Below are 10753 nucleotides of genomic sequence, written 5' to 3'. Positions count from 1 at the left end.
AGCTTATACTTTATTAGAAGAAGCTTACAATAACCGGCATGGTAAAGCTTTAAGATTTTTGTTTGATTACTTAGCCAAAGAAGAAGCCGATGATGAAGACGATAATGATGAGGACGAAATGAACTTACCCCCGGTCAAAGTGAATAACAAAGCTAAACCCGCCCCAAGCTCTGCTAAAACTAAGCCGGAGGAGAAGAACCATCATCAAGATAAGCCGGAGAGTAAAGATAAGCAGCCGGCCAAGCCGGTTAATGATGACGACGAAGATTGGCTTAATATGGATTATTTAACTGGAGCTTTTAAACAGATGTTAGACGGCGAAGAACCTCCGGCCGGCTTTAGAGAGAAAGTAGCTAAAAGGATAGAAGAAGCCGAATTAAAAAGTAATAATTAAGAATTAAAAACTTTTGCCTCTCCCAATTATTAATTATTATCGGTTGCCTAAAGTTAAAAAAACTGCTATCCTTAGGGTATTAGAAGAGAGGTAGACGATGAATTTTGAAATAAAAGGCGTACATTATAAAATAAGTGAGGCCACCCGTGAACAGCTGGAGAAAAAAGTGGCTCGTTTTGATAGATTAGCCGAGAGTATCCGCGATTTTAATGTAATTATTAGTAAAGAGCATACCGGTTATACCGTAGAAATTGTAGTGAACTTTAATTGGGGCGGCGAAGCTACGCGTATTAATGATAGCGATGAGCAGTTATGGCCGCTTATCGATATTGTTTTTGACCGGGTAGATGCTAAAATTAGTAAAGAAAAAGAAAAAAACGAACGTAAAGCTTAAATGGCTAACTTTACCGTCTTCGATTTACTGGCCTTTAACGAAGTAAAGCTGCTGGATTTAAAACTTAGCTGTGTGGCCGGCCATAAGGGGCTAAATAATACCATTTTTGTGCCCGAAATTAACCGGCCAAGTTTAGCTTTAGCCGGCTTTTATACCGAATTTGATAACAATCTTATTCAGGTATTTGGCCGTGAAGAATGGCTCTTTTTAAACCATCTTACCCAAGAAGAGCAGCAAAGTTTTATCGCTAAATTCCTTAGCTTTAAACTGCCCTGTTGTATCTTTACTAATAATTTGGCTCCGCCGGCCAGCTTTATCGCTTTGGCCGAAGAAATGGCCATACCCATACTTTTAAGCGGATTAAAAAGTTTTGAGTTTAGCGAAAAGCTTTTTCATTTGTTATCTAACACCTTTGCCGAGCAAACCAGCTTGCATGGTGTACTGGTAGAGGTGTATGGGCTGGGCATATTGGTAATTGGTGAAAGCGGGGTTGGTAAAAGCGAAACGGTGCTCGATTTAATAGAGCGCGGCCATCGTTTGGTAGCAGACGATTTAGTAAAAATTAAAAAGCGCGGCACCAGCGAACTTATCGGCAGCTCGGCTGGGGCCGGCAAACATTTAATGGAGCTGCGCGGCGTGGGTATTATCAATGTGGCCAATCTTTATGGTCTGCGCGCTATTCAGGACAAACACCCGCTGGATATAGTTATTTTGCTAGAACTTTGGCAGGACGATAAAACTTACGACCGTACCGGCGCTGCCGGCGAATTTTACGAAATTTTAGGGCTTAACCTGCCTTTAATTACCGTACCGGTTATGCCGGGCCGTAATATACCCATTTTAATAGAATCGGTAGCTTTAAACGAGCGCAGCCGCTTACGCAAAAAACAAGATTACCTAAACTTTAATATTTAAGCCGGAGGCCAAATGAAAGAGACCGATGTTATTGTTTTAAACCGTGCCGGGCTGCACGCTAGGCCTGCCTCATTAATTGCCGGTATTGCCGAAAAATCGTCCTCTGCCGTAAAACTTTGCTTTGGCGATGACTGCGCTAACGCCAAAAGTATTATGGGTATTATTAGTTTAGCCGCCACTTACGGCACAAAACTTACCTTAATTGTTGAAGGGCCCGATGAAGAGGCCACGCTTAAAGAAATAGCGGCTTTATTTGACGGCCGTTTTACCGAGCAAAGTTAATAAAGCCCTCTTACGAGGGCTTTATTAGTTCAAGGAGGTTTTTTTATTTGAAAGACTTGATCGCTGACGGGATCGAACCGCCGACATTCTCCTTGTAAGGGAGACGCTCTCCCAGCTGAGCTAAGCGACCATCTGTTATCATTATAGCCATTTTAATAAAAATGTCAAGCGGCCCGCCGCTTTTAGTAATATTTAATAATAATTAATAAATTATTATTAAGTTAAAAAACTTTCGGCCTAGCTCTTGACAGTTTTTGGCATTGCCTTTAAAATAAAAAAATGGAAATAAGATTAGCCACCGAAGGCGACCGCGAGGCTATTAGCCGTATCTTTGTTGAGGCTTATTACAAAGATTTAAATTTTTTTTCTAAAAACCAAGTTAAATTAACAAAGGCTTTTAAGCATACTTTTGTAGTAGAGAGCTTTTATGTAGCCCTTATCGATGACGAAGTAGCCGCTATAACCGCCTGTTTACCGGTAGATAAATTTTGTATTAGCCGCAAAACCGGTACCTTAATTAAATACTTAGGCTTAATTAAGGGGTTAATTGCCGGATATACCTTGAAACATTATTTTAATAAAACGCCTAAATACCCATTAGTTAAAAATATGGCCAACGACACTCTCTCCATCGAGTTTGTGGCCGCTAATAGTAAATTTAAACGGCAAGGGGCCGTTACCGCTTTATTTAACTACCTTTTAAATTTACCTAACGGTACTTTTGTTCTGGAAGTAGCCGATACCAACACGGCTGCTTTTACCTTATATAGTAAACTCGGCTTTAAAGAAGTTGCCCGTAAAAAAATGAGCAAATTAGCCAGCAAATATAGCGGTGTTAATAATTTATTATATATGCAGTATAATAAAAGTTAAAGGCCATTATCGGCCTTTAAACAATAGTTAATTACTCGGGTCTTAAAATAGGAAAGACCTTACCAAATAAATTATAAAAAAAGCGCAGCATAGGGCCAATGATGAGCACCGCCACTAAAGGGCCAATCATCATGGGTACAATTTGTTGCCAATCAAATGAAGCTAAAGAAAATAAAATTACAGCCAAAGCTGTATTGGTGGCATCGGTACTCATTCTAATTTTAGCAATCCAAGGGTTGCTCAAGTTAAAACGCCGCACAATTGCAAAGGTTAAAGCTATGTAGGCGGCTTTGCCGTGCGGACTATACGATGAAAAACCCGAACCGATGGCTAAGATGACAAATCCTATCAGCAGCACTAAAAAGTGAAGGATAAAGCTTTGCCCCTCTAGCTCAATAATAAAAGGAACTAACGGCTGCGATAAATCCATTCCTAACCCCATAGCAAAAAAACCTAAAACCGTTACAATGCCTATCTCTCTTCTTTCAATAGGTAATATTACCAATATAATAAAAACATTCATTATTATAGAAATAACGAAGAAATTCCCTTGAATAGCTGCAGGTAAATGTTGATTTACACCCCACCATAAAAACCTAAAGGGGTCGCTGCCTAACCCACTTGTTAAGGCAACCCCGCCGCCAAAACCAATTAAAAAAGCGCCTAAAAGGGCTACGACTAATCTAATTAAAAATTTTTTATTAATAATAATTTTTTCCATTGTTCTCCTCTTACTTTATTTAGTAAATCTTTGTTTAATTAATTTAAATCTTTTTAATGTTTGGTAGTATAACATATAATAAGCCTTTAGTCTATTTAAAATTGCAATTTATTAAAAAATAAAGCAAGCATTTTACTTTATTAATTTCCGCTTACATTAAGGCCTATAGCCTATTGACAGCCACCCAAAATGCCGTTAATTTAGGTATTATGCAAAGGTTGCTTACCGGTTTTATCTTATTATTTATTACCATCCATCTTAATGGCCAACAAATTACCCCGCAGCAATTTTTTGCCCGGCACGGCCTAGATGCCGCTCTTTATAATGCCGGCCAAAGCCCCAATAAACATCAAACTTTGCTAACTTTATTGGCTATAAAACAAAGCTTTACCGGCCAAATAGAGGCCATCGGCCACGACCATAACGATTATTTTTTACAGTTTAGAAACGGCGAAGTACTTTTTTATGCCAATGGCCGCATGCTGCCTTACCGTATTAAAGATAATTATCAAAATTTTCGTGCCTTTATTAATTATCGTTTTAACCCAATTTTACGCGACCCCAGCACTTTTACGCAAGAAGAAATTAATCGCCTCTTAAGGCATACCGAACAAAGTAACCAGCTTAACCTCCCCATCTTTGATGATAATTACATTAGGTTAATTTATGGCGGCAGCACTCGGCAAGCCATCTCACCTTTTATTGTGCGTACCAGTTTTTTAGGCTTTACTTTTTACACCCATCGCCTGTTAGTAATGCCGCTGCTCGAGGTAGAACGGCAAATACGCGAACTAGCCCAGCACGATAATGAAGTACAAAATTTTATTAGCAGTTTAAATTCGGCGGCGAGTTTTGTATGGCGCACCATACGCGGACAGCGCAATTTAAGCTGGCATGCCTTAGGTATTGCCGTAGATATTTTACCCCGTAACCGTAACCAAGTAATTTATTGGGGCTGGGAGCGGGCGCGCAACCCTAACAACTGGCCGACTGTTCCTTTAAGCGAGCGTTGGATGCCGCCTTCCGCTGTGATTGAGGCTTTTGAGAGTATGGGTTTTGTTTGGGGTGGTAAATGGCCTATGTACGATAATATGCACTTTGAGTTTAGGCCGGAACTGCACAGGTTATACCAGCTAGAACAAGAATTTACGCAAGCTACAGGCTTTCAAATTAATAGGTAACAGTTAATAATTTTATATTAACTGTTACCTATTAACTTAAACAAATTGCCGTGCAATAGCACGGCAATTTGTTTTACTAGCCAATAATCTTTTTAACTACGGCAATAAGTTTATCGGCCGAAAACGGCTTAACAATCCAGCCGGTAGCCCCAGCCGATTTACCTTCTTGCATCTTAGATTCTTGCGATTCTGTAGTAAGTACAATAATAGGGGTAAATTTATAGCTAGAGTTTTCGCGCACTTTTTTGATAAAACCAATACCATCTAAGTTAGGCATATTAATATCGGTTACAATTAAATCAAAAGTATCGGCCCCAGCTTTATTAAGCCCGTCTACACCATCTTCAGCTTCGGTTACCACAAAACCTTCTTGGTTAAGCACATAAGAGATACTCTTTCTAATCGAAGCCGAATCGTCAATAACTAATATTTTTTTTCCCATATCTTTCCCTCTTTTTTAACAAAATTTATTTAGCTAATTTTAATATTTCATTAGCTATATTATTTAAAGGCAAAACTTTATCTACCCCGCCCAAATTAATAGCTTCGGCAGGCATACCAAAAACTACGGAGGTAGCTTCATCTTGAGCAAGGTTAATAGCGCCGGCTTGCTTCATTTCCAACATACCGCGCGCACCATCATCACCCATACCGGTTAAAATAACCCCTACGGCATTTTTACCGGCATGCATAGCCACACTCCTAAAAAGCACATCAACACTTGGCCGGTGGCGGGTAACTAAAGGGCCGTCTTTAACTTCTACGTAATACGATGTGCCGGTGCGTTTAAGCAGCATATGCTTGTTACCCTGTGCAATCAGCACCTTGCCGCGCTCCAGTTTATCGCCGTTGGCAGCCTCTTTAACCCTAACTTTACATAACCCATTTAACCTATCGGCAAAGCTGGCTGTAAAAAACTCCGGCATGTGCTGCACAATGATGGTAGGCGGACAATCCTCCGGGTAACCTTCCAGCAACACCCTAAGAGCCTCCGTACCGCCGGTAGAAGCGCCAATGGCCACAATCTTTTCGGTATCGATAAAATGTTTAGCGACAAAATCGCTGGGGGCTATCACCGAATCGGCATTTAATTTAGTAGTTTCAAAAGTTTTGGTATTGACCGCTAAAGAAGGCTTCACTTTAACTTTAGTGTGATAAGCCGCCTTAACAATATCGCATATCGCTATTTTACTTTCTTCAAAAAACTGTCTGGTGCCTAATTTAGGTTTTAAGATAAGCTCTACTGCGCCAAGCTCCAGAGCCTCTATAGCGATTTGACTGCCGGCTTCCACCTTGCTGCTGCAAATAACCACCGGGATTGGTTTACTGGCCATAAGTTTACGCAAAAAACTTAACCCGTCCATACGCGGCATTTCAATATCCAGCGTAATAACATCGGGTGTAATACTTTCTAATTTTTTAATAGCAAAAATTGGGTCTTGCGCCGTAGCCACTACCTCAATTTTGGGGTCGGAAGATAAGATATTTGACAAAGCTTCGCGCACGACGGCCGAATCGTCAATTATCATTACTTTAATTTTATCACTCACCTTATACTCTCCTATAAGTGGTTGGCGCTAAAGTTTTTAGCGGCAAATCCATGCCCATTATCGTTTCGGAGTGTCCCAAAAATAAAAAACGATTAGGTTTTAAGTGCTGGCAAAACTTATTAATTAGGGTTTCCTGCGTTTCTTTATCAAAATATATTATCACATTTCGGCAAAAAATAATATCGAAATTATTAGGAACATTAAATTTTTCGTCCATAAAATTAAGCCGCTGGAAAGTAATTTTTTTACGGATTTCGGGCCTTAAACGCACTAAATCTTTCTCGGCCTCTTTGCTGCGCAAAAAGTAACGTTTTTTAAGCTCCAGCGATATATTTTCTACGCTACTCATCGCATAAATGGCGTTGCGGGCTTTTTCCAGCACACGCGTGCTAATATCGGTAGCTAAAATACTGTAATCTAAATCGCTGCGGTTAGCTTTACGCTTAAATTCTTCCATCACAATCGCTAAGGTATAAGGCTCTTCACCGGTACTACAGCCGGCGCTCCAAATTTTAATTTGGCTGCTCCCGGCCGTAATCTCCGGCAATACCGTATCAGTCATGTAGGTAAAGTGGTCGCTCTCCCTAAAAAACTCGGTTTTATTGGTAGTTATCACATCAATCATGTGCACCAATTCTTCGTCGGCCCCTTTAGCAGAGTGAAAGACATAATTAATATACTCGGCAAAGCTGGCCATATTAAGCTTTTTTAAGCGGCTTTTTAAGCGGCTTTGAAGCATAATTTTTTTACCATCGGGCATTTTAATGCCCAAATGGCTTTCGACAAAATCGGCAATAACTTTAAATTCTTTGTCTGTAAGAGAGACATTCATGTCTAAAGGATTTACCATTTAACCTACCTTTAAAGCTTTATCTTCCTGCGAAATCATATCGGCCAGCTTATATAAATCGAGGATAAGCGCCACCGTACCATCACCCAAAATTGTTGCTCCGCTAATACCGCGTGCATTGCGGTAAAATTTACCTAGCGGTTTAATAACCGTTTGAAGGTTACCAATAACTTTATCTACCACAAAACCTAAGTAAGAGCCGTTATCATTAACAATAACGATTTGCTCGCTTACCGGTTCGTCGCCGCCTAAATTAAAATATTGCCTTAAATTAACATAAGGCACTAGTTGTTCGCGCCAGTTAATAAAATCGGTGTGATTACGCACTTCGGTTGTGGCACGCGAAAACTCGCTGCATTCCTCCACGCTGGAGAGCGGGAAGATATAGTAAGCATTGGCAATTTTAGCCATAAGCCCTTCGATAATAGCCAAAGTAAGCGGTATTTTTAAAGTAAACGAACTGCCTTCGCCGGCTTTGCTTTTTACCTGCACGCTGCCGCCTAAAGCCGCTATCTCTTTTTTAACTACGTCCATACCCACGCCGCGCCCCGAAACATCGGTTACCTTCTCGGCCGTCGAAAAACCGGGAGCAAAGATAAGGTCGTACACTTCTTCGTCGGTTAAATTTTCCCCGCCCGATATTAACTCTTTTTCCACCGCTTTTTTAAGAATTTTTTCGCGGTTTAAGCCGGCTCCGTCATCGCTAATAATAATATCAACAAAGGCTCCCGAGTGTTCGGCTACCAACTTAACGGTACCCCGCCTGTCTTTACCGGCGGCAGCTCTTTGCTCCGGCAGCTCGATGCCGTGGTCCATACTATTACGGATAATATGCATAATGGGGGTATTTAAGCGCTCGATAACGGTTTTATCCAGCTCGGTTTCTTCACCTTCGGCAATCATTTGCACATCTTTGTTTAAAGCGTTGGCTAAATCGCGCACGGTGCGTTTAAATTGATTAAAAGTGGTACCGATGGGCACCATACGCATACCCATACTAGTATCGCGCAGTTCGCCGATTAAACGGTCGGCTTGTTCGGCCAGCGAAGCAAAGCTGGCGTTATGGCTTTCTTGGCCAACTTGGCTAAGACGGGCGCTAAAAGTTACCAGCTCGCCCACTAAATCGACCAGCTTATCTAATTTTTCGCTGTCAACTTTAACGCTGCGGTTAAGCACATCTTTAACATTACTTTTAACGATGGTTACCGGCTGCCGGGCTGCTTCACCGGCCGGTTGCTCTTCTTTTTTCTCAGCCGCCGCTTCGGCTTTAACGGCCGGTTGCTCTTCTTCGTCATCATCACCAATAATTAAGTTAGCGGCGCCGGCTTCGCTCGCGGCATAAGTACTGCCGGCCTCATCGGCGGCGGCTTCTTTGCTTACTTCTATCTTAATAATACTATCGCTATCTAAAAAGATAAAAACATCTTGTACATCAACCATACCTTTGGTGCTGGTAAGCACAATGTTCCACGCTAAATAACTTTGCTCGGGATTAAAGCTTGCAAAATCGGGCAAGCTGCCGGTATCTACCGTTATTTGCACCTCGCCCAAACTAGCTACTTCGTCTAAAAGTAAAATGGGATTAGTCCCATTTAAAAAGACCCCTGCAGCCGGCTTAAAATAAATGCTATAACGTTTTACGCCGCTATCTTCATTTTCGCTCACCCACGTTCCTCCCTGCGTGCCAGCCGTAAGGCTTACGCCATCTACCTTATTTTCTTCTACATATTGCCTAAAGCTAGTTATAATGGCATCGCCGGCGGCTTTGTCGGCCTGACCATCGCTGTTCATTAACTCTTTTATATGGTCGCGCGCCAGCAAGGTAATGGTTACCAGCTCGGGGCTGGGTAGTACTTTGCCTTCGCGCACATATTCAAAAGCAGTTTCAATTTCGTGGGTAAAATCTTTAATTTCATCAAAGCCAAACATACCGGCTCCGCCTTTAATGGTATGCAGCCCTCTAAAAACAGCCGATATTATTTCATCGTCATCGGGAGTTTGCTCTAGCTCTAATAATCTTGCCTCTAGTTGTTCAAGCTGCTCGCTGGCTTCGTTATAAAATTCGTCTCTAAATTTTTCCATTTACAATAGTAGCTCCTACACAACTTTGTTTAATTCTTGCACCAATAGGTTGCCGTCAGATATAGCCTGAGCGATAAACCCGCCCATAATTAAACGTTTGTTTACTTCTTTAGGAATATGACCCTCTACAGCTAAAGTTATATTTTGTTTTTTAGCCTCTTTTACCGTAGCAACAAGTAACTGAACACCGGAGGTATCGATACTCTCTACGCGCGATAAATCCATAATTAAGGTACTATTGCCCGCTAAGGCCTCTAAAATTTCATTTTTAAATTTTTCGGCATTTTCGATACTAACCTTGCCGTGCCACACAATTTTTTGAACCATTGCCTTCCCCTTTTTAAAACTATCGTCTTTTTAAGGCGATTTATTTATTTGTTTTAACAAGTTAGCTTAACATACAAGCCATTAAACCGGCCGTACACTACCGGCCACATAGCCGCAACCTGCCTATAAACAAAATACCTCTTTAACTACACCTTTATATTTTACCATATTTTTGCTATAATGAAAAGAAGCTACTATTGCCTAACGCACAAATAAACGATAATATATTAGGAGTACAATTATGAATACAACTGCCGAACAACAAAAAGATACCACTATGGAACGTTTTTTAACCTTTACCTTAGGTGACGAAACCTACGGCTTCCCCGTAGGGGTAGTTAAAGAGGTGCTAGAAAGTGTTGCCCTTACTTGCATACCGCGTACTACCGAATATATGAAAGGCGTTTTTAATTTACGCAGCTCTATTATTCCGGTTATTGATATAAGGCTACTTTTTAAGCTAGGTAAAAATACTGATGACAACCAAAACAGCGTAATTGTGGTTGATGTGGTAGAAAAAGAAGGTGTAACCATACTGGGGATACTAGCCGACAACGTTAAAGAAGTAATAGAGCTTTCGCGCGAAAATATAGAAAGCGGCGACCATTTAAACCAAGTGGAATTTGTGCGCAAAATTGGTAAAAAAGACGACCAATTTATTTTAATACTGGATATTTACAGCATTATTAAACACGTAGATACCGAAATTAACAAACTAACCCAAGAAGAGCAAGGGTAGTCATAGGTAGCAGCAAATAGATAATAGTGAATAAGAAAGAAGGCTCGCTATTATCTATTAGTTATTAACTATGCCCGCTTAAGCCTTTGCGGCAAACCACTATTCCATACCGGTTTTAGGATTAATATGTTTTATATTTTCAAATAATTCCATTAGCTTTTCACCTTTTAACCCCAGTAATTTTTCCTAAAGCCTACTATTATATACAAACCCACTTACCGGTATGACGCTTAATTTTTGCCCGCTTTGCCTCTGTATTTCATCAAGCATTAAATTCATGCCCATACTATCGCTGGCCATATGGCCGGCTATCAGCACATTAATATTTAGCTTATCGCATTCTTCTTTGTGTTCTTCGGTTAGGTGCATCATTATTAAAGTGCTTACACCGGCACGGGCATAACTTGCGTAGTTCTTCGGACTACCCGATACACCGCCGGCCATT

14 protein-coding genes and 1 tRNA gene are annotated in these 10753 nt (G+C 40.8%); 7 read left to right on the top strand and 8 right to left on the bottom strand.

Annotation, left to right across the window (positions count from 1 at the left end; all coding sequences use genetic code 11):
• The 4 genes from FWE37_07595 to FWE37_07580 all read left to right on the top strand — a co-directional run.
• Positions 1 to 394: hypothetical protein (locus FWE37_07595; protein ID MCL2520843.1), on the top strand; the 394-nt coding region annotated here is incomplete at its 5' end.
• A gap of 97 nt (positions 395 to 491) precedes the next feature.
• Complete coding sequence (gene raiA / locus FWE37_07590; protein ID MCL2520842.1) at positions 492 to 788, top strand: ribosome-associated translation inhibitor RaiA; 297 nt, start codon at positions 492 to 494, stop codon at positions 786 to 788.
• Complete coding sequence (gene hprK, locus FWE37_07585; GenBank protein ID MCL2520841.1) at positions 789 to 1703, top strand: HPr(Ser) kinase/phosphatase; 915 nt, start codon at positions 789 to 791, stop codon at positions 1701 to 1703.
• Positions 1704 to 1715: 12 nt separating this feature from the next.
• Positions 1716 to 1985: an HPr family phosphocarrier protein gene (locus tag FWE37_07580; GenBank protein MCL2520840.1), complete on the top strand. Its 270-nt coding sequence runs from the start codon at positions 1716 to 1718 to the stop codon at positions 1983 to 1985.
• 57 nt (positions 1986 to 2042) lie between these two features.
• On the opposite strand, the gene FWE37_07575 is transcribed toward FWE37_07580, so the two are convergent.
• A tRNA-Val gene (locus FWE37_07575) sits at positions 2043 to 2115 on the bottom strand.
• A gap of 149 nt (positions 2116 to 2264) precedes the next feature.
• Here FWE37_07575 and FWE37_07570 point away from each other — a divergent pair.
• Positions 2265 to 2858 (top strand): GNAT family N-acetyltransferase, encoded by a 594-nt coding sequence (locus tag FWE37_07570; protein MCL2520839.1) that lies wholly within the window; start codon positions 2265 to 2267, stop codon positions 2856 to 2858.
• Between the two features lie 31 nt (positions 2859 to 2889).
• On the opposite strand, the gene FWE37_07565 is transcribed toward FWE37_07570, so the two are convergent.
• Positions 2890 to 3579: a hypothetical protein gene (locus FWE37_07565; GenBank protein ID MCL2520838.1), complete on the bottom strand. Its 690-nt coding sequence runs from the start codon at positions 3577 to 3579 to the stop codon at positions 2890 to 2892.
• Between the two features lie 173 nt (positions 3580 to 3752).
• Between FWE37_07565 and FWE37_07560 the strand changes: the two genes are divergently transcribed.
• On the top strand, positions 3753 to 4760 hold the full coding sequence (locus FWE37_07560; protein ID MCL2520837.1) for a M15 family metallopeptidase: 1008 nt from the start codon (positions 3753 to 3755) through the stop codon (positions 4758 to 4760).
• Between the two features lie 76 nt (positions 4761 to 4836).
• Here the strand turns inward: FWE37_07560 and FWE37_07555 are convergent, their stop codons facing one another.
• From FWE37_07555 to FWE37_07535, 5 genes are read right to left on the bottom strand one after another with little or no spacing between them, the layout of a single operon-like run.
• Positions 4837 to 5202, bottom strand: coding sequence for a response regulator (locus FWE37_07555; GenBank protein MCL2520836.1), 366 nt, complete (start codon positions 5200 to 5202; stop codon positions 4837 to 4839).
• A gap of 25 nt (positions 5203 to 5227) precedes the next feature.
• Positions 5228 to 6289, bottom strand: coding sequence for a chemotaxis response regulator protein-glutamate methylesterase (locus FWE37_07550; protein MCL2520835.1), 1062 nt, complete (start codon positions 6287 to 6289; stop codon positions 5228 to 5230).
• Positions 6290 to 6311: 22 nt separating this feature from the next.
• A complete protein-coding gene (locus FWE37_07545; GenBank protein MCL2520834.1) occupies positions 6312 to 7160 on the bottom strand; it encodes a protein-glutamate O-methyltransferase CheR in 849 nt (282 codons plus the stop codon).
• Positions 7161 to 9242, bottom strand: a complete 2082-nt coding sequence (locus tag FWE37_07540) for a chemotaxis protein CheA (protein ID MCL2520833.1) — start codon at positions 9240 to 9242, stop codon at positions 7161 to 7163.
• Between the two features lie 15 nt (positions 9243 to 9257).
• The gene (locus FWE37_07535) at positions 9258 to 9569 is read right to left on the bottom strand and encodes an STAS domain-containing protein (GenBank protein MCL2520832.1); all 312 of its coding nucleotides are present in this window, start codon (positions 9567 to 9569) and stop codon (positions 9258 to 9260) included.
• 241 nt (positions 9570 to 9810) lie between these two features.
• Between FWE37_07535 and FWE37_07530 the strand changes: the two genes are divergently transcribed.
• On the top strand, positions 9811 to 10308 hold the full coding sequence (locus FWE37_07530; GenBank protein ID MCL2520831.1) for a chemotaxis protein CheW: 498 nt from the start codon (positions 9811 to 9813) through the stop codon (positions 10306 to 10308).
• 186 nt (positions 10309 to 10494) lie between these two features.
• On the opposite strand, the gene FWE37_07525 is transcribed toward FWE37_07530, so the two are convergent.
• On the bottom strand, positions 10495 to 10753 hold a 259-nt coding region (locus FWE37_07525), incomplete at its 5' end, for a hypothetical protein (GenBank protein ID MCL2520830.1).

Source organism: Spirochaetaceae bacterium (genome assembly GCA_009784515.1).
In the GTDB taxonomy this organism is placed as follows: domain Bacteria; phylum Spirochaetota; class Spirochaetia; order WRBN01; family WRBN01; genus WRBN01.
The sequence above is the reverse complement of the archived record's forward strand: the minus strand, read 5'-3'. Positions and strand labels throughout refer to the sequence as shown.

Bases quoted from the DNA above. Each gene is read 5' to 3' on its own strand.
- raiA (MCL2520842.1), top strand. From the start codon at position 492: ATGAATTTTGAAATAAAAGGCGTACATTATAAAATAAGTGAGGCCACC.
- hprK (MCL2520841.1), top strand. From the start codon at position 789: ATGGCTAACTTTACCGTCTTCGATTTACTGGCCTTTAACGAAGTAAAG.
- FWE37_07580 (MCL2520840.1), top strand. From the start codon at position 1,716: ATGAAAGAGACCGATGTTATTGTTTTAAACCGTGCCGGGCTGCACGCT.
- FWE37_07570 (MCL2520839.1), top strand. From the start codon at position 2,265: ATGGAAATAAGATTAGCCACCGAAGGCGACCGCGAGGCTATTAGCCGT.
- FWE37_07565 (MCL2520838.1), bottom strand. From the start codon at position 3,579: ATGGAAAAAATTATTATTAATAAAAAATTTTTAATTAGATTAGTCGTA.
- FWE37_07555 (MCL2520836.1), bottom strand. From the start codon at position 5,202: ATGGGAAAAAAAATATTAGTTATTGACGATTCGGCTTCGATTAGAAAG.
- FWE37_07550 (MCL2520835.1), bottom strand. From the start codon at position 6,289: ATGATAATTGACGATTCGGCCGTCGTGCGCGAAGCTTTGTCAAATATC.
- FWE37_07545 (MCL2520834.1), bottom strand. From the start codon at position 7,160: ATGGTAAATCCTTTAGACATGAATGTCTCTCTTACAGACAAAGAATTT.
- FWE37_07540 (MCL2520833.1), bottom strand. From the start codon at position 9,242: ATGGAAAAATTTAGAGACGAATTTTATAACGAAGCCAGCGAGCAGCTT.
- FWE37_07535 (MCL2520832.1), bottom strand. From the start codon at position 9,569: ATGGTTCAAAAAATTGTGTGGCACGGCAAGGTTAGTATCGAAAATGCC.
- FWE37_07530 (MCL2520831.1), top strand. From the start codon at position 9,811: ATGAATACAACTGCCGAACAACAAAAAGATACCACTATGGAACGTTTT.